The sequence below is a fragment of the Streptococcus sanguinis SK49 genome (assembly GCF_000212815.1).
In the GTDB taxonomy this organism is placed as follows: domain Bacteria; phylum Bacillota; class Bacilli; order Lactobacillales; family Streptococcaceae; genus Streptococcus; species Streptococcus sanguinis_C.
In genome coordinates this window covers 584098-603153 of record NZ_GL890986.1, presented here as the reverse complement: position 1 = coordinate 603153, position 19056 = coordinate 584098, and the positions used below count along the sequence as shown (strand labels likewise).

The following is a 19056-nucleotide window of genomic DNA, read 5'->3' as shown; positions in this document are numbered from 1 at the left end:
AACCGAGCAGTCTGAGTTGCATGAACTGGAGGCTACCGTTGAGCAATTGCAGTTCTTGCATGAAGACTTTCCAGATTCACTTGATATAGCAAAAGCCTTTGCTAGGATTTTGTTCAGTGTATCAACCGAGCAGTCTGAGTTGCATGAATTGGAGACTACTGTTGATCAATTGCATGCCTTGCATGAAGACTTTCCAGATTCACCTGATATAGCAGAAGCCTTTGCTATGATTTTGGTCAATGTATCAACCGAGCAGTCTGAGTTGCATGAACGGAAGACTACTGTTGATCAATTGCATGCCTTGCATGAACAGTTTCCAGATTCACCTGATATAGCATTGTGTTATGCTATGATTTTGTTCAATGTATCACTCAAGCAGTCTGAGTTGCATGAACTGGAGTGTATTGTTGATCAATTGCATGCCTTGCATGAACAGTTTCCAGATTCACTTGATATAGCATTGCATTATGCTATGATTTTGGTCAATGTATCAACCGAGCAGTCTGAGTTGAACGAACTGGAGGTTACTGCTGAGCAATTGCATGCCTTGCATGAACAGTTTCCAGATTCACCTGATATAGCATTGCATTATGCTATGATTTTGTTCAATGTATCACTCAAGCAGTCTGAGTTGCATGAACTGGAGGCTACTGTTGAGCAATTGTATGCCTTGCATGAACAGTTTCCAGATTCACCTGATATAGCAGAAGCCTTTGCTAGGATTTTGGTCAATGTATCAACCGAGCAGTCTGAGTTGAACGAACCGGAGGCTACTGTTGAGCAATTGCATGCTTTGCATGAACAGTTTCCAAATTCATCTGATATAGCATTGCATTATGCTATGATTTTGGTCAATGTATCACTCAAGTGGCCTGAATTGAATGAACTGGAGTGTATTGTTGATCAATTGCATGCATTGCATGAACAGTTTCCAGACTCACTTGATATAGCAAAAGTCTTTGCCATGATTTTGTTCAATGTATCAACCGAGCAGTCTGAGTTGAGCGAACCGGAGGCTACTGTTGATCAATTGCATGCCTTGCATGAACAGTTTCCAGATTCACTTGATATAGCATTGTGTTATGCTATGATTTTGTTCAATGTATCACTCAAGCAGTCTGAGTTGAAGGAACTGGGGGTTACTGTTGAGAAAGTACAGAATCTACATGAGCGCTTCCAAGATTCTGAAGTAATTGCTTTTGTATATAGTGTATTCTTGGTATGTTTATTTGAACTTCAACCGGAGGTAGACGAACGCCTTCAAACAACCGAAACAATAAAAAAACTCTATGGACAATTCTCCAAATTTATGCTACAAACTTTTGATGATTTATTTTTTCGTAATGATAAGGTTTGTGACGGTGAGGAGTACAAGCTATTCATCTTTATCTTAAAGGAAGGTCTTTTAAGGGATACCAAATATGCTATTTTACAAACGTGGGCAGAGCGTTATAAAGAAGACTCGAATGAACTAAAAAACATACTGTCTATCTACCAGTATGTTCAAAAAATCAAATACCAACTTGGATTGAAAGATGAAGATAAAAAGGAAAATCTTAAGTTTGGCCATTACACTAAAGGAAGCGTGCTTCAAATTTTGTTGGATCAGGATCAGAGGGAGGAATCAAGTTTTTCCATATCTGGAAAAACTCGTCTGAATAATGCGAATTATATGAATGATCCAGAGGAAGGTATCATCATAGAAAAGATATTGGGCTTAGATAGACGAGATATTTTAGAGCCAAGCTCATGGTTTTTAATGAGCTTTACTATTAAAACGGATGATTTAGCCATGTGGTCTCAGTATGGTGATGATGCCCAAGGTGTTTGTATTGTACTTCGGGAAGATGACTTTTCTAGATTTACATCCTTCAATGATGTCTCTTGGCGTCAAGAAAAGATCTCTTTAGAATTTTCTGATAAGATGTCTTTAATCAAATCTGAATTAAATAGTGGTTTTGAAAAATCTATGTTTCAGAGTGAGAAGTATGATTCAGTCGATGCTGTTAATGATGAAGGAACTGAACCGAATTCTGTAGAAAAAGATAGTGATTCAAAAGGAAATGTAGATTATCTCTACCGAATCGCCTATGTCAATGATTCAGGTGGTAAGTTTAGCATAGAAAAAACGGAGCTCTTTGATGATAAAGAAATAATCGAGTTGGAAACATTGTTGAAGTCTTTAAAGAAAGAACTAAATAAGAATTTAGGTAAAAAGGATGAATTTTATCAAAAAGCGATTTCTGACTGTATAGAGGAAATTCGTTACTTGTTTAAATCTGTGGATTATAAATATGAGAATGAACTGCGTATCTTACGCTATGCTAACCTAGATTCTGAGAATAAGAAAATCAAGATTGATAAGTCTTCTGGAATGGGTAAACTTTATGTAGAACGGGAAAATCCAATTCAAATCGGTGAAGTCATTTTTGGTCCTAAGTTTCCGAATCCTGAATACGTAACTCCCTTGTTGAAACTGTTGGATAAGAATATTGTGTTTAAAAAATCTATGATAAAATTTAGATAAAGGCCTCTATAAGCCATATATAAAGATTTAATAGGAGAACTGGAGCACATATCCAAGTCGTCTGAAACATGTCGGTATAGAAGAAAAGAAAGGAAGAATACAGCAGACTGTATTCGTAATAAAATGAGAATTGCAGACCATAGTGTAACCCGTGCCATTCTGGAGCGTCACGGTTTCACTTTTAAAAAATCTTTCGGTCAGAATTTCCTGACGGATACGAACATCCTCCAGAAGATTGTGGACACAGCTGAGATTGACAAAAAGGTCAATGTCATCGAAATTGGTCCTGGTATTGGGGCTTTGACGGAATTTTTGGCCGAAAGTGCCGTGGAGGTCATGGCCTTTGAGATTGATGATCGGCTGGTGCCGATTTTGGCGGATACTCTGCGCGATTTTGACAATGTGACAGTGGTCAATCAGGATATTCTCAAGGTTGATCTGGCCCAGTACATAGCAGAGTTTAAGAATCCAGACCTGCCTATCAAGGTAGTGGCAAATCTGCCCTACTACATCACAACACCGATTCTCATGCATTTGATTGAGAGCGGGATTCCTTTTAGTGAGTTTGTCGTTATGATGCAAAAAGAAGTGGCCGATCGGATTTCGGCTCAGCCGAATACCAAGGCTTATGGTAGTTTGTCGATTGCGGTGCAGTATTACATGACGGCCAAGGTTGCCTTTATCGTGCCGAGGACAGTCTTTGTGCCAGCGCCTAATGTGGATTCGGCTATTCTCAAGATGGTGCGCAGAGAGCAGCCGGCAGCTGAGGTTCAGGATGAGAAATTCTTTTTCAAGGTCTCCAAGGCCAGTTTTGTCCACCGCAGGAAAACTCTCTGGAATAACCTGACCAGTTGTTTTGGGAAGTCTGAGGAGACTAAAGGCAAACTGACAGCAGCTTTAGAACGAGCTGACTTATCTCCAAGTGTTCGGGGAGAAGCTCTGAGTTTAGAGGAATTTGCGCGCCTGGCAGATGCTTTGAAGTCTGAAGGATTATAAAAAAATAGAAGATCTGCTCTACATAGCTGGTCTTCTATTTTGCTAATGAGGTATATATGAAAGTAAAATTTCTGTCTTTGTTTTCTGCCCTGCTCTGGTTTTCGCAGTCTTTACTCCATTTCCTGCTTATGCTAGGTCTGCCTCTGGGACGTTTGGTATTTGGCGGAGCTTATATAGTATTTCCTTTATGGCTGCGTCCTGTCAACTTCCTGCTTTTCTTGCTGTGGGGTTTCTTTGGTTTCAGTTACTTATCGTTTGGAGGCTGGCTAAGAAGTAGCTTAAAGTCTTCTGTTCTGAGAAAGATCATCTTAAGCGGAACTGTTTTTCTCTTTTTGGCTACTGTTTTCAATTTCTTTGTGACCGCTAGTCTATTAGAGAAGTATTTAACAGGGGGACTGACCTTTCTGGCTTTTATCAGCAGTGTAATTCTGCTTCATAATAACAAAAAATCCTATCAATCATGATAGGATTGTTTTTTATGCGGAGGAAGGGATTTGAACCCTCACACCCGTACGGGCACATGCGCCTGAAGCATGCGTGTCTGCCGTTCCACCACCTCCGCTTGAGATTCTATTATAACTTATTTTTGTGAAAATGCCAATAGAGAATGAAAAAATTATTCAATAAAGAAATAGATAGAAAAAGATTTGCTGCTTTCATTGCCTTTACAGTATGGATTTGTTACAATGAAGTATATATGTTTATTTGACTATAAAATAAAAGAGGAGATATGATGAAAGTTAAGAAATGGTTGTTGTTTCTGATGTTGCCCCTTCTATTTTTGCTGGATGTGAGGCTTTTTGTAAGACATATTCAAGCGGATACTTTGAAAAATGCAATTACAGACATAAAAATCTGGGATTATGTAAATGGCCGGGAAGCAACTAAGATTAATGGTGCATACTCATTGACGCAAGGAGGAAGCTATCGCTATCAACTGACTTTTGATTTGTCTGCTTATGACAATAGACTGAAAGATGGAGATACCTTTACCTTTACAGTTCCGAATGGAGCAACCATTGCTGATGGCACCAAGTTTAATCTGACAGACCAAGAGACACAGGTTCAGCTTGGTGCAGCAAAGACTAAATCCAACGGTTCGGCTAAGGGTGGTCTTATAACAGTAACTCTTCAAAATTTGGAGGAGTATAAGGCTAAAACAACTGCAAGTGGAGTAAAAGGTAGTTTTTTCTTTGACTTTCAGGCAACATCGGTAGGGGCTAATCAAGATTGGAATTATAATCCAGATGAGACCCAAGGTACGATGGCACATAAGGTAACTATTAATGAACGTAGGCAAAGTAGTTTTTCTACAGCTGGAGAAAACTTTGCCAAGTTTGGAGGAGTTATTGCTAAAAAACCATATAATTCGGCTATTCTTGGAAAAAGTGGAGATTATTCACATAACTGGGTTGTGCGGATTAACACCCAACAAAAAACCTACAATTCGCCAATTGTCATTAAAGATAAGATTCCTGATAACAGTGCTCCTATGCAATTTGTTCCAGAAGGGATTGTTTTACGCCAGGGAGCTTATACAAATAGTTTATCCAGTATTTCCAATTCAGTTGTATTAAAACAAGGTCAAGATTATACCATCACATATAATGAGACTTATACAGAGTTTACTTTAACGATTAGCAACCCGGGCAATCGTGCTTTTATGCTGAGCTATACGACGACTTCACCTGCTGATGGCTCTTTGGTTTCAAATACAGCTGAGATGGAAGTTGACAATGAAACGTTACCGTTTAGAGATGATCGTCCTGCTCAGAAGAGTTTCACTGTTGAACGAAGTAGCCGCATTACAGAAGGCGGTGTCATTACTGCTGATATCAGTAATAGTCTGGTTATTTACAAGCAGGATTCTAAGACTGGTAAAATGCTGGAGGGAGCTATCTTTAAGGTGATAACTCCGAGTGGCGAAGAAATTACTCTGCCGCCAACAGATGCTAACGGTCGGGTTTCTACACAGCCTTTCTCAAGTGAAGAAATCAAGAAAGGCCAATTCACAGTAGAAGAAGTAACAGCTCCAGAAGGATATGTGCTGGACGGTGATCCGATGAAGGTGACTATCAAGGCTGAAGGAGCGGTTAAGACAGTCAAGAATACGGTAGATCCCAATGCCAGCAAAAAGTTGACAATTAAGAAAGTTTGGAAAGATGAAAACAACCAGGATGGTAAGCGTCCAGCTTCCATTGCTGTAGATGTTTACGCTAATGGTAAAAAACTGGCTGATAAGACAGTGGCCGTAACTGGTGGCAGTACTGATGCGGAGTGGACAGCTCAGACAACTGATTTACCAATCTTTGATGCAAATGGTCAAAAAATCACCTATACAATCGGTGAAAATCAGCTTGATGGCTACGATGCTCCAGAAGTAGATCAGGAAAATCTCACTGTTACCAATAGTCGTACACCAGAGAAAATCTCTATCAAAGCCAGCAAGAAATGGGATGATGCCGAGAATCAAGACGGCAAACGTCCTGCCAATGTTGTTGTAAAACTTTATAAAGAAGTCGGCGGTCAGAAATCAGAAGTTGCGAACAGAACTCTGACCGAAGCTGACCAGTGGTCAACTGAGTTCACTAACTTGAACAAGTATGAAAAAGGACAAGAAGTAGTTTACTCTCTGGAAGAGGACGCAGTCCCTCATTATCAAGCTCAAGTTATTGGAAATGCTGCTGAAGGATTTGTTGTGACCAATACCCATCAATCAGAAACAACCACAGTTGCTGGTCAGAAGAAGTGGGATGATGCAGATAACCAAGATGGTAAGCGTCCAGCATCTGTTAAGGTTAAAATTCTGAATGGTGATACGGTTGTTGATGTGCAGGAAGTGACGGCTGCTAACGGTTGGAAATATGAGTCTAATCCTCTTCCTAAATATGCGTCAGGTCAAGAAATCACTTATACCATAAGTGAGGAAGCTGTTCCAGGTTATACTAGCAAGGTAGAGGGTTACAACATTACTAATTCTTATACTCCAGAAACAGTCAAGATTTCCGGCCAGAAGAAGTGGGAAGATGCGGACAACCAAGATGGTAAGCGTCCAGCATCTGTTAAAGTTAAAATTCTGAATGGTGATACGGTTGTTGATGAGCAAGAAGTGACTTCTGCTAACGGTTGGAAATATGAGTCCAAGGCTTTGCCCAAGTACGCAGCAGGCCAAGAAATTGCATATACTGTTGCAGAAGAAGCTGTCTCAGGATACACGAGCAAGGTGGATGGCTACAACATCACCAACTCTTACACTCCAGAAACAGTCAAGATTTCCGGTCAGAAGAAGTGGGAAGATGCGGATAACCAAGATGGCAAGCGTCCAAATGCTGTTAGAGTCAAGATCTTGAAAGGACAAGATATTGTCGATGTGCAGGAAGTGACGGCTGCTAACGGTTGGAAATATGAATCCAATCCTCTTCCTAAATATGCAGCAGGCCAAGAAATTGCTTATACTGTTGCAGAAGAAGCTGTCTCAGGCTACACAAGCAAGGTGGATGGCTACAACATCACCAACTCTTACACTCCAGAAACGGTTAAGATTTCTGGTCAGAAGAAATGGGAAGATGCGGACAACCAAGATGGTAAGCGTCCAGCTTCTGTTAAGGTTAAGATTCTGAATGGCGATACGGTTGTTGATGAGCAAAATGTGACTTCCGCTAACGACTGGAGATATGAGTCCAAGGCTTTGCCTAAGTACGCAGCAGGCCAAGAAATTACTTATACCGTAAGTGAGGAAGCTGTTCCAGGTTATACTAGCAAAGTGGATGGTTACAACATCACCAATTCTTACACTCCAGAGACAATGACTGTGTCTGGCAGCAAGACTTGGGAAGATGGCGATAACCAGGATGGCAAGCGCCCAGCTTCTATCACAGTTAATCTGCTAGCTGATGGTCAAAAAGTCAATACTCAAACAGTCGGTGAGGCAGAAGGCTGGTCTTACAACTTTACTGGCTTGCCAGTCTACAAGGATGGCCAACGAATTACCTATACAGTAACAGAAGAAGCTGTACCGGGTTATTCAACCAATCTCAACGGCTACAATATCACTAACTCTTATACACCAGAAAAGACAGAAATCACTGCTAGCAAGACCTGGAATGACAACGACAATCAAGACGGCAAGCGTCCAACTAAGATTAGCATTAAGCTGATGAAGACAGTCGGCGGTGTCAAGACAGAAGTCGCTAGCAAGGAAGTGACGGCTGCTGATCAATGGCAAACTAAATTTGAAAATCTGCCAGTTTATGAAAATGGTCAGAAGATTGATTACTCTATCGAGGAAGATGATGTAGCTGGCTATACTAAAGAAATCAAAGATTTCACAGTTACCAACTCTTACACTCCAGAGATGATTAAGATTTCCGGTCAAAAAGTCTGGGATGACGCTGATAACCAAGATGGCAAGCGTCCAGCTTCTGTTAAGGTTAAGGTAAAAAATGGTAATACTGTCGTAGATGAGCTGGAAGTAACAGCTGCTAACGATTGGAAGTTTGAGTCTAAAGCTCTTCCTAAGTATGCAGCAGGTCAAGAGATTGCCTATACTGTTACTGAAGAAGCAGTTGCGGAATATCAAACTAAGATTGATAAGTTCACCATTACTAATTCTTACACTCCTCAAAGTACGGAGCATGCTGTTACGAAGGTCTGGGATGATGCTGATAACCAAGACGGCAAGCGTCCAGCTTCTATCACAGTGCAACTGTATAGCTCAGTAAATGGTGAAGAGCCAGTTGCTGTCGCAGGTAAGACATTAACATTGACAGTTGCTGATAAGGCAGATGCCAACACATGGAAAGCAAGTTTCACTAATCTGCCTCAGTTTGACAAGGGACAGAAGATCACCTACTCCGTCAAAGAGGATGATGCAACAGTAGTCGCTTTGAAAGAAAAAGGTTACAGTCCGAAAGTAGAAGGTCAGACAATCACTAACTCTCATACTCCAGAGCAGGTTAAAGTTTCTGGTCAGAAAGTCTGGGATGATGCAGACGATCAAGACGGCAAACGCCCAACATCTATTACAGTTAAAGTAATGGATGGAAGCACAGTTGTTGATACGCTTGAAGTAACAGCTGCTAATGGATGGAAGTTTGAATCCAAAGACCTGCCTAAATATAGAAATGGTCAAGAGATTGCCTACACGCTTAAGGAAGATGCGGTTGCTCAGTATGAAACTAAGATTGATAAGTTCACTATTACCAACTCCTACACTCCAGAAACCGTTAAAGTCTCTGGTCAAAAGGTTTGGGATGATGCTAATAATCAAGACGGCAAGCGTCCAGCATCTATCAAGGTCAAGATTTTGGACGGAGATAAGGTAGTAGATGAGATGGAAGTGACAGCCGCTACTGACTGGAAGTTTGAGTCCAAAGATCTGCCTAAGAATAAGAAGGGCAAGAAAATCAACTATACAGTCCTTGAAGAAGTGACAGTTGAGGGGTATAGCAGCAGCCAAGAACAAGCAACAGATGGCAGCTTTACTTTGACTAATAGCTATAAACCAACACAGATTGCTGTTAAGGGAACTGCGGTATGGTCAGATGCTGAAAATCAAGATAAGGTGCGACCTTCTAAGATTACTGTTCGCCTCTTGGCAGATGGCAAACCAATCAAAGAAGAGGTTGTGTCAGGAGAAAATGGTTGGCAGTATGACTTTAGCGGCCTTCCTAAGTACAAGGACGGCAAGGAAATTGTCTATAGTGTTGCGGCTGATCCAGTTGATGGCTACAAGCTTGAGATTAACGGTACTCAGCTGACCTTTAGTCATATCCCTGCTAAGAAAGAGGCTGTTGAAGGAGCGGTAAATAATAAGCCAGGCGGTCAAGCTCCGAAAGTCGGAGGGAAAGCTCTTCCTCGTACTGGACAGGAAGAAAATCTCCTTGTTACTATTCTTGGCTTCCTAGCAGCGCTTCTCGCAGGAGGAATGCTGATGGCTAAGGCAAAACGCAGCTAATCAGTTTTGTGACTTACTGAAATTACAGTAAATATCTTATTTGATATAAAAAGCGAACAGGTTCTTTAGAGCTTGTTCGCTTTTTTTATGCCAGTTTCATCCTAGGTATTTTAAAATAGCTACTTTCTATGAAAAGTGAAGCAAACCTTAAGAAATGCCTTCTATGCAAAACAAGCAAGCTAAATCTCGCATTTTTTGTTATAATGAGTGTATTAACTTTTAAGGAGCAATCTTGCAAGGAAAAATCATTAAGGCTCTGGCTGGTTTCTATTATGTAGAGTCGGACGGACAGGTTTATCAAACCAGAGCGCGGGGTAATTTTCGCAAAAAAGGGCAGACACCTTATGTCGGTGATGAAGTCGAATTTTCAGCAGAAAAAGACTCGGAAGGCTATATTTTAAAAATAGCAGAGCGTAAAAACAGCCTCGTTCGGCCGCCGATTGTCAATATCGACCAGGCAGTTGTAATCATGAGCGCCAAAGAGCCAGATTTTAATGCCAATCTGTTGGATCGCTTTCTGGTGCTTTTAGAGCATAAGCAGATCCATCCTATTATCTACCTCAGCAAGTTAGACCTGCTTGAAGATGAGCAGAGCTTGGATATCTATGTGCAGGCTTATCAGGCCATCGGCTATGAGGTCATTAAGACGACTGAGGAATTGCTGCCGCTGCTGACAGGGAAAATCACTGTTTTTATGGGACAGACTGGGGTTGGAAAGTCCACCCTGCTCAATAAAATCGCCCCAGACCTGCAGCTGGAAACAGGAGAGATTTCTGAAAGTCTTGGCCGTGGCCGTCATACGACACGGGCTGTCAGCTTTTACAATCTAAACGGTGGGAAGATTGCTGATACGCCAGGATTTTCGTCTTTGGATTATGAGGTGACTACAGCTGAAGATCTCAATCAAGCTTTTCCAGAGATTGCTGAGGTCAGCCAGTCCTGTAAGTTTCGTACTTGCACTCATACTCACGAGCCAGCTTGTGCCGTTAAGCCAGCAGTTGAGTCCGGTCAGATAGCTTCATTCCGCTTTGATAATTACCTGCAATTTCTCAGCGAGATTGAAAATCGTCGGGAGACCTATAAAAAAGTTGCCAAAAAAAATTCTAAATAAGGAGAAGAACTATGACTTCATTCAAAATTGCCCCTTCAATCTTAAGTGCGGACTATGCTAATTTTGAATCAGAACTAAAAAAGTTAGAAGCAACAGGCGCTGAGTATGCCCATATTGATATTATGGATGGTCATTTTGTACCCAATATCAGCTTTGGGGCTGGGGTTGTTGCCAGTATGCGTCCTCACAGCAAGCTAGTCTTTGATTGTCATCTGATGGTTTCCAATCCTGAACATCATATTGAAGAATTCGCTCGTGCCGGTGCAGATATTATCAGCATCCATGCCGAAGCGACGCCACATATCCACGGAGCACTGCAGAAGATTCGGGCAGCGGGAGTCAAACCTAGTGTTGTGATTAATCCGGGAACACCAGTTGAAGCAGTCAAAAATGTTTTAAATCTAGTTGACCAAGTCCTTGTGATGACAGTTAATCCAGGCTTCGGTGGTCAGGCCTTTCTGCCAGAAACCATGGATAAGATTCGTGAATTAGTTGTCTTGCGTGAAGTCAATCAGCTGAATTTTGATATTGAAGTGGATGGCGGTATTGACGATAAGACCATTGGAATTGCTAAAGAAGCTGGTGCCAATGTCTTCGTAGCTGGTAGCTATGTCTTCAAGGGCGATGTCAATCATCAAGTTCAGACCTTACGGGATGCCCTGCATGACTAAGGTTGCACTGTTTGCTGGCGGGAATTTGGAGCATTTTAGCTTAGATTTTGATGTTTTAGTCGGAGTAGACCGTGGAAGTCTCTTTCTGCTTGAGCAGGGAGTTTGTCTTGACTTGGCTGTCGGGGATTTTGACTCTGTGACCGAGGAAGAATTGCTGCGCATAAAAGATAGTGCCAAGGAAGTCGTTCAGGCCCATCCTGAAAAGGATGATACGGACCTGGAGTTAGCTGTTCTAGCTTGTTTTGAGCGCTATCCAGATGCTTGTTTGACTATTTTTGGAGCCTTTGGGGGCCGTCTGGATCATGCCTTGGCCAATGTCTTCCTGCCCAGTAATGAAAAAATTGCACAATATATGGAAAAGATTTTTCTAGAAGACGAACAGAATCTGCTGACCTATGTTCCCAAGGGGCGCCATGAAATCAGGCCGGTAACTGGTATGCGTTATCTAGCCTTTCTGCCATCGGATGATGCTGCCTTAACGATTGAGGGCGCCAAATATCCGCTCAATAAAGATAACTTTTTTTTCAAAAAAGTGTATGCTTCTAACGAATTTATAGATAAGCCCATTTATTTGGACTTTGATAGCGGCTATACAGTCGTCATTTACAGCAAAGACAGGAGCTGATATGGAGTTTATAATCATCCTCATTCTTTTGGGAAATCTAATGCTGACCTTTCTTTTATGGCAAAAGCTTAGTCAGCAGACCGAGACGCTAAAGCAAGTCTTGGAAAATCAGGCAGATCATCTATCGGATCAGTTGGACTATCGCTTGGAGCAGGAAAGTCAGAAAAAGCAAACGTCTCAGAAAGAGCTGGAATTAGCTCTGGGTGACCGCTTGAGCGAGGTCAGGACAGACTTGCACCGCAACTTGACAGAGCTGCGCTTGGAAATCAGTGACAATCTGACCAAGAATCGGGATAAAACTGACGAGCGTATGCGGCAGATTCAAGAGTCCAACGAAAACCGTCTAGAGCAGATGCGGCAGACTGTTGAAGAGAAACTGGAGAAAACACTTCAGACTCGTCTTCAGACTTCTTTTGAAACGGTTTCTAAGCAATTGGAGTCTGTTAATCGCGGTCTAGGAGAAATGCAGAGTGTTGCCCGAGATGTCGGCACACTGAACAAGGTCCTTTCCAACACCAAGACTCGGGGGATTCTAGGGGAGTTGCAGCTAGGCCAGATTATCGAGGATATCATGACGGCCAGTCAGTATGAGCGAGAGTTTGTGACGGTGGCCGGCTCCAGCGAGCGTGTCGAATATGCCATTAAACTGCCAGGACAGACGGAGCATGAATATGTCTATCTGCCCATTGATTCTAAGTTTCCTCTAGCTGCTTACTACCGTTTGGAAGATGCTTATGAGTCTGGCAGCAAGGAAGAGATTGAGCTCTATCGCAAGTCTCTCTTAGCAAGCGTTAAACGCTTTGCCAAGGATATTAAGAGTAAATATCTGGCGCCGCCGGCTACGACTAATTTTGGAATTATGTTTCTGCCAACGGAAGGTCTCTATTCGGAAGTTGTCCGCAATCCAGCCTTTTTTGACAGTTTGCGACGGGAAGAGCAGATTGTGGTAGCGGGGCCATCTACCCTATCTGCCTTACTCAATTCACTGTCTGTCGGCTTTAAAACGCTCAATATTCAAAAAAGTGCGGACGACATCAGCAGGGTTCTGGGTTCTGTCAAATCCGAATTTAACAAGTTCGGTGGTATTCTGACCAAGGCGCAAAAGCACTTGCAGCATGCTTCGGGCAATATTGATGAACTCTTAACCCGGCGGACAGGGGCTATCGAAAGAACCTTACGCCATATTGAGCTGTCTGACCAAGACCTCGATTTGAACTTACTTGATTTTTCAGAAGAAAGGGAAAACAATGAAGATTAATCAAATGAAAAAAGATGAACTGTTTGAAGGTTTCTATCTGATCAAGTCAGCAGAAGTCCGTCAGACAAGGGCTGGGAAAAATTATCTGGCTTTTACTTTCCAAGACGATACAGGGGTAATCGAGGGCAAACTCTGGGATGCTCAGCCACATAATGTTGAAGAATTTACCGCTGGCAAGGTCGTGCACATGCAAGGCCGACGAGAAGTCTACAATAACACACCTCAGGTTAATCAACTGACCCTGCGTCTTCCTAAGGCTGGAGAGCCCAATGACCCAGCGGATTTCAAGGAAAAACCGCCAGTTGACCAGAAAGAAATTCGAGACTATTTATCTCAGATGATTTTCAAGATTGAGAATTCGGTCTGGCAGCGCGTGGTCCGCTCGCTTTATAGCAAGTACGACAAGGAGTTTTATTCTTATCCAGCTGCCAAGACCAATCACCATGCTTTTGAGTCGGGACTAGCCTTTCATACCGCTACTATGGTCAAGCTGGCAGATGCTATCGGAGACATTTATCCTCAGCTTAATAAAAGCTTGTTGTTCGCTGGGATCATGCTTCATGACTTGGCCAAGGTTATTGAACTCAGCGGTCCGGAAAATACAGAGTACACTGTGCGAGGCAATCTTATTGGTCACATCGCTTTGATTGATGAGGAACTGACCAAGACCCTGATGGAGCTGAAAATTGACGATAGTAAGGAAGAGGTTATTGTCCTGCGCCATGTCCTTCTCAGCCACCACGGTCTCTTGGAATATGGCAGTCCTGTACGGCCTAAGATTATGGAGGCAGAAATTCTGCACATGATTGATAATCTGGATGCGGAGATGATGATGATGACTGCTGCCTTGGGACTTGTAGATCCAGGTGAAATGAGCAATAAAATATTCGCTCTTGAAGGCCGTTCTTTCTACAAACCAAAACTTGAACAGTAAAATACGAAAAATGGACATTACTTGGAAAAGAATGTTCGTTTTTTTGTTTCTGTTATGGTATAATGAATAAAATAACTTTAATTGGTGAAAAAATGAAATTAAGAAGAAGTGAGCGTATGGTGGTTATTTCTAATTATTTGATTAACCATCCTTATGAATTAACGAGCTTAAATACATTTGCAGAAAAATACGAATCTGCCAAATCTTCTATTTCAGAAGATATTGTCATTATTAAGCGTGCCTTTGAAGAGATTGAAATTGGGACTATCGAAACGATTACTGGTGCCGGTGGAGGAGTGATTTTTAGCCCGTCCATCTCAGATACAGAAGCTAAAACCATTGTACAAGGTCTTTGTGATCAGCTGTCTGAAAGCAATCGGATTCTTCCTGGGGGCTACATTTACCTATCTGATCTGCTCAGTACTCCATCCATTCTGAATAATATCGGGCGAATCATTGCTAAGAGCTTTAAAGATCAACAGATTGATGCGGTCATGACAGTTGCGACTAAGGGTGTTCCTTTGGCCAATGCAGTAGCCAATGTTCTCAATGTCCCTTTTGTCATCGTTCGTCGGGATTTAAAGATTACAGAAGGGTCAACCGTTAGTGTTAACTATGTATCGGGCTCCAGCGGAGATCGTATCGAAAAGATGTTCTTGTCCAAGCGCAGTCTAAAGGCTGGCAGCCGCGTCTTAATCGTGGATGACTTCCTCAAAGGCGGAGGAACCATTACAGGGATGATTAGCCTCTTATCTGAATTCGACTCTGAGTTGGCAGGTGTAGCGGTCTTTGCGGACAACGCGCAGGCCAATCGCGATTATCTGGACTATAAATCGCTCTTGAAAGTAACCAATATTGATGTCAAGGCGAATACCATTGATGTGGAAATTGGGAATGTTTTTGATTAAGTAAAGGGTGGGAATAGGTATGAAAACAGTTTTAGAAAAATTTGACCACAGTCCGCTGTGGATTCGTTTAGGAGTATTGTCGTTTTTATTTGGAATACTAATTACAGGTATGATTTTGGTTCAAAGTCAATCTAAATCTCAGACTCATTCGGTGGATTCGACAACAAGTAAAGCATCAACTAGTTCACTCTTACAAGCTTCTTCTAGGCAAAAAGAAATTCAAAATGAGGAAATACAAGAAGAGGAGAAAGCAGTCCAAGCCGCAGAAGAAGCGGTTAAACAACTTGAAACCATGCAAACTTTGGAAGATTTGCAGCTGGCTAAGACTGCAGTAGAGAAGGTTAAGGACGCAGCGACGAAGGCTAGATTCCAAAGCCGTATTCAGGCGATAGCAGTCTTGATTGACCCAGAAGGGGCTCAGGCAGCTGTTTCTGAAAATCCAGCTGCTGTATCAGAAGAAGCAGTGGCTCAGCCGCAGCAATAAGTTAGCAGCAATCTAATAAGCAGAGATAAGCTTAAAATAGAAAAAATGTATTGACATAAAAGTATCGTCGTGCTATAATGATAGACGGTACTTTTTACTTTTGGTCTCTCAAAAGTGTACAGAGACGTGCTGACAAATGTTGCAAAAGTACACGCAGATGGTAGCTGTCACCAAGTGTATCATCACCAAAATTAAAAAAATACAGGAGAATGTAGATGCCTACAATTAACCAATTGGTTCGCAAACCGCGTAAATCAAAAGTAGAAAAATCTAAATCACCAGCTTTGAACGTTGGTTACAATAGCCATAAAAAAGTTCAAACAAACGTATCTTCACCACAAAAACGTGGAGTTGCAACTCGTGTCGGAACTATGACACCTAAGAAGCCGAACTCTGCCCTTCGTAAGTTTGCCCGTGTACGTCTGAGCAACCTGATTGAAGTTACAGCTTACATCCCAGGTATCGGACACAACCTGCAAGAGCACAGCGTGGTGCTTCTTCGTGGTGGACGTGTAAAAGACCTTCCAGGGGTACGTTACCATATCGTCCGCGGTGCACTTGATACAGCAGGTGTTACTGATCGTAAACAAGGCCGTTCTAAATACGGTACTAAAAAACCAAAAGCATAAGGAAAGGGGAGAAAGATAAATGAGTCGTAAAAACCAAGCGCCTAAGCGTGAAGTATTGCCAGATCCGCTTTACAATTCAAAATTAGTTACTCGTCTTATCAACCGCGTTATGCTTGATGGTAAACGTGGTACAGCGGCTTCTATCGTTTACGGAGCTTTTGACCAAATCAAAGAAGCAACTGGAAACGATGCGCTGGAAGTATTTGAAACAGCTATGGAAAACATCATGCCTGTACTTGAAGTTCGTGCTCGCCGTGTCGGTGGTTCAAATTACCAAGTTCCGGTTGAAGTTCGTCCAGAACGTCGTACAACACTTGGACTTCGCTGGTTGGTAACTATTGCTCGTCAACGTGGTGAGCACACAATGGTTGACCGCCTTGCAAAAGAAATCTTGGATGCATCTAACAACACCGGTGCAGCTGTTAAGAAACGTGAAGATACTCACCGTATGGCTGAAGCCAACCGTGCCTTCGCACACTTCCGTTGGTAAGAATAAGATACTAAGGGCGTTAAAAAAGCGACTGAAAATTAGGAAGCTTGACGCAGAATCAAAGATTCTAGAAAAGCTTATCTATTTTCTGAGCTTTTAGCCCGAGTTCAATTCAACTTATCTACAAGTTGAGACCAACAAAAACAAGATAAACATTGAGAACGGGTAGGTCCTGCCTATCCGTTTTTGCTAAATCATGTTATAATAAATTGTAAAATAAATTAATAGGAGAAATAACCAAATGGCTCGCGAATTTTCACTTGAAAAAACTCGTAATATCGGTATCATGGCCCACGTCGATGCTGGTAAAACAACAACAACTGAGCGTATTCTTTACTACACTGGTAAAATCCACAAAATCGGTGAAACTCACGAAGGTGCGTCACAAATGGACTGGATGGAGCAAGAGCAAGAGCGTGGTATCACTATCACATCTGCTGCGACAACAGCTCAATGGAACAACCACCGCGTAAACATCATCGACACACCAGGACACGTGGACTTCACAATCGAAGTACAACGTTCTCTTCGTGTCTTGGACGGTGCGGTAACCGTTCTTGACTCACAATCAGGTGTTGAGCCGCAAACTGAAACAGTTTGGCGCCAAGCAACTGAGTACGGAGTTCCTCGTATCGTATTTGCTAACAAGATGGACAAGATTGGTGCTGACTTCCTTTACTCAGTAAGCACTTTGCATGATCGTCTTCAAGCAAACGCTCATCCAATCCAATTGCCAATTGGTTCAGAAGATGACTTCCGAGGAATTATCGACTTGATCAAGATGAAGGCTGAAATCTATACTAACGACCTTGGTACAGATATTTTGGAAGAAGATATCCCAGCTGAATACCTTGAGCAAGCTCAAGAATACCGTGAAAAATTGGTGGAAGCAGTTGCTGAAACTGATGAAGAATTGATGATGAAATACCTTGAAGGTGAAGAAATCACTAACGAAGAATTGAAAGCTGCTATCCGTAAAGCGACTATCAACGTTGAATTCTTCCCAGTATTGTGTGGTTCTGCCTTCAAGAACAAGGGTGTTCAATTGATGCTTGATGCGGTTATCGACTACTTGCCGAGCCCACTTGACATCCCAGCAATCAAAGGTATCAATCCAGATACAGAAGAAGAAGAAACTCGTCCTGCATCTGATGAAGAGCCATTTGCAGCTCTTGCCTTCAAGATCATGACTGACCCATTCGTAGGTCGTTTGACTTTCTTCCGTGTTTACTCAGGTGTCCTGAACAGCGGTTCATATGTATTGAACACTTCTAAAGGTAAACGTGAGCGTATCGGACGTATCCTGCAAATGCACGCTAACAGCCGTAACGAAATTGAAACTGTTTATGCGGGTGATATCGCTGCTGCCGTAGGTTTGAAAGATACAACTACTGGTGACTCATTGACAGATGAAAAAGCTAAAATCATCCTTGAGTCTATCAACGTTCCAGAACCAGTTATCCAGCTGATGGTTGAGCCTAAGTCTAAGGCTGACCAAGACAAGATGGGTATTGCTCTGCAAAAACTTGCTGAAGAAGATCCAACATTCCGTGTTGAAACAAACGTTGAAACTGGTGAAACAGTTATCTCTGGTATGGGTGAGCTTCACTTGGATGTCCTTGTTGACCGTATGCGTCGTGAGTTCAAGGTTGAAGCAAACGTAGGTGCTCCTCAAGTATCTTACCGTGAAACATTCCGCGCTTCTACTCAAGCTCGTGGATTCTTCAAACGCCAATCTGGTGGTAAAGGTCAATTCGGTGATGTTTGGATCGAGTTTACACCAAATGAAGAAGGAAAAGGCTTCGAGTTTGAAAATGCTATCGTCGGTGGTGTGGTTCCACGTGAATTCATCCCAGCGGTAGAAAAAGGTTTGATTGAGTCAATGGCTAACGGTGTCCTTGCTGGTTACCCAATCGTTGACGTGAAAGCGAAACTTTACGATGGTTCATACCACGATGTCGACTCATCTGAAACAGCCTTCAAGGTTGCGGCATCACTTGCTTTGAAAGAAGCTGCTAAGACTGCACAACCAGCTATCCTTGAGCCAATGATGTTGGTGACAATCACTGTTCCTGAAGAAAACCTTGGTGACGTTATGGGTCACGTAACAGCTCGTCGTGGACGTGTTGATGGTATGGAAGCGCATGGTAATAGCCAAATCGTTCGTGCCTATGTGCCACTTGCTGAAATGTTCGGTTATGCAACAGTTCTTCGTTCAGCATCACAAGGACGCGGTACCTTCATGATGGTATTTGACCACTACGAAGATGTACCTAAGTCAGTACAAGAAGAAATCATTAAGAAAAACAAAGGTGAAGCTTAAGCCTTGAGCTAAACCTTGGCACTCGCGTTTGCGGGTGCTTTTTCTATTTTTTAGAGAACCGTTCCCTCAATAAAAAGGGGAAATGATTTGTCTTGTAAGTTGTATTTCTACATTTTCAAAAGATACTGCTTTGATTTTTCAAAT

General features: G+C 42.2%; 14 protein-coding genes and 1 tRNA gene. 14 read left to right on the top strand and 1 reads right to left on the bottom strand.

Annotated features, from left to right (window positions below; genetic code table 11):
• From HMPREF9380_RS00430 to HMPREF9380_RS00440, 3 genes are all read left to right on the top strand, one after another.
• Positions 1–2527, top strand: a 2527-nt coding sequence (locus HMPREF9380_RS00430) for a tetratricopeptide repeat protein (protein WP_235787807.1), incomplete at its 5' end; no start/stop codon positions are given.
• A gap of 123 nt (positions 2528–2650) precedes the next feature.
• On the top strand, positions 2651–3523 hold the full coding sequence (rsmA, locus tag HMPREF9380_RS00435; RefSeq protein WP_004193835.1) for a 16S rRNA (adenine(1518)-N(6)/adenine(1519)-N(6))-dimethyltransferase RsmA: 873 nt from the start codon (positions 2651–2653) through the stop codon (positions 3521–3523).
• Between the two features lie 56 nt (positions 3524–3579).
• Entirely contained in the window at positions 3580–3987 is a 408-nt protein-coding gene (locus HMPREF9380_RS00440) for a hypothetical protein (RefSeq protein ID WP_004193833.1), read from the top strand.
• A 15-nt stretch (positions 3988–4002) separates the two neighbouring features.
• On the opposite strand, the gene HMPREF9380_RS00445 is transcribed toward HMPREF9380_RS00440, so the two are convergent.
• Positions 4003–4085, bottom strand: a tRNA-Leu gene (locus HMPREF9380_RS00445).
• Between the two features lie 171 nt (positions 4086–4256).
• Between HMPREF9380_RS00445 and HMPREF9380_RS00450 the strand changes: the two genes are divergently transcribed.
• The 11 genes from HMPREF9380_RS00450 (at position 4257) to fusA (ending at position 18912) form a co-directional block, all read left to right on the top strand.
• The gene (locus HMPREF9380_RS00450) at positions 4257–9479 is read left to right on the top strand and encodes a Cna B-type domain-containing protein (protein WP_155114642.1); all 5223 of its coding nucleotides are present in this window, start codon (positions 4257–4259) and stop codon (positions 9477–9479) included.
• A 232-nt stretch (positions 9480–9711) separates the two neighbouring features.
• Positions 9712–10590: a ribosome small subunit-dependent GTPase A gene (rsgA, locus tag HMPREF9380_RS00455; RefSeq protein WP_004193829.1), complete on the top strand. Its 879-nt coding sequence runs from the start codon at positions 9712–9714 to the stop codon at positions 10588–10590.
• Positions 10591–10601: 11 nt separating this feature from the next.
• On the top strand, positions 10602–11261 hold the full coding sequence (gene rpe / locus HMPREF9380_RS00460) for a ribulose-phosphate 3-epimerase (RefSeq protein ID WP_002893879.1): 660 nt from the start codon (positions 10602–10604) through the stop codon (positions 11259–11261).
• On the top strand, positions 11254–11886 hold the full coding sequence (locus HMPREF9380_RS00465; protein ID WP_004193827.1) for a thiamine diphosphokinase: 633 nt from the start codon (positions 11254–11256) through the stop codon (positions 11884–11886). Before rpe ends, HMPREF9380_RS00465 begins: the two co-directional genes overlap by 8 nt.
• Position 11887: 1 nt before the next feature.
• Positions 11888–13144 (top strand): DNA recombination protein RmuC, encoded by a 1257-nt coding sequence (locus HMPREF9380_RS00470; RefSeq protein ID WP_004193825.1) that lies wholly within the window; start codon positions 11888–11890, stop codon positions 13142–13144.
• Entirely contained in the window at positions 13134–14078 is a 945-nt protein-coding gene (locus tag HMPREF9380_RS00475) for a 3'-5' exoribonuclease YhaM family protein (protein ID WP_002893873.1), read from the top strand. Before HMPREF9380_RS00470 ends, HMPREF9380_RS00475 begins: the two co-directional genes overlap by 11 nt.
• Positions 14079–14170: 92 nt before the next feature.
• Positions 14171–14986 (top strand): pur operon repressor, encoded by an 816-nt coding sequence (gene purR, locus HMPREF9380_RS00480; RefSeq protein WP_032907788.1) that lies wholly within the window; start codon positions 14171–14173, stop codon positions 14984–14986.
• A 19-nt stretch (positions 14987–15005) separates the two neighbouring features.
• Positions 15006–15470: a hypothetical protein gene (locus HMPREF9380_RS00485; RefSeq protein WP_004193821.1), complete on the top strand. Its 465-nt coding sequence runs from the start codon at positions 15006–15008 to the stop codon at positions 15468–15470.
• A gap of 215 nt (positions 15471–15685) precedes the next feature.
• Positions 15686–16099: a 30S ribosomal protein S12 gene (rpsL, locus tag HMPREF9380_RS00490; RefSeq protein WP_002893867.1), complete on the top strand. Its 414-nt coding sequence runs from the start codon at positions 15686–15688 to the stop codon at positions 16097–16099.
• Between the two features lie 19 nt (positions 16100–16118).
• Positions 16119–16589 carry a 30S ribosomal protein S7 gene (gene rpsG / locus HMPREF9380_RS00495; protein WP_002893865.1) on the top strand — a complete coding sequence of 157 codons (471 nt, stop codon included), beginning with the start codon at positions 16119–16121 and terminating at the stop codon, positions 16587–16589.
• 241 nt (positions 16590–16830) lie between these two features.
• Positions 16831–18912 (top strand): elongation factor G, encoded by a 2082-nt coding sequence (gene fusA / locus HMPREF9380_RS00500; protein ID WP_004193818.1) that lies wholly within the window; start codon positions 16831–16833, stop codon positions 18910–18912.
• Positions 18913–19056 lie beyond the last annotated feature (144 nt).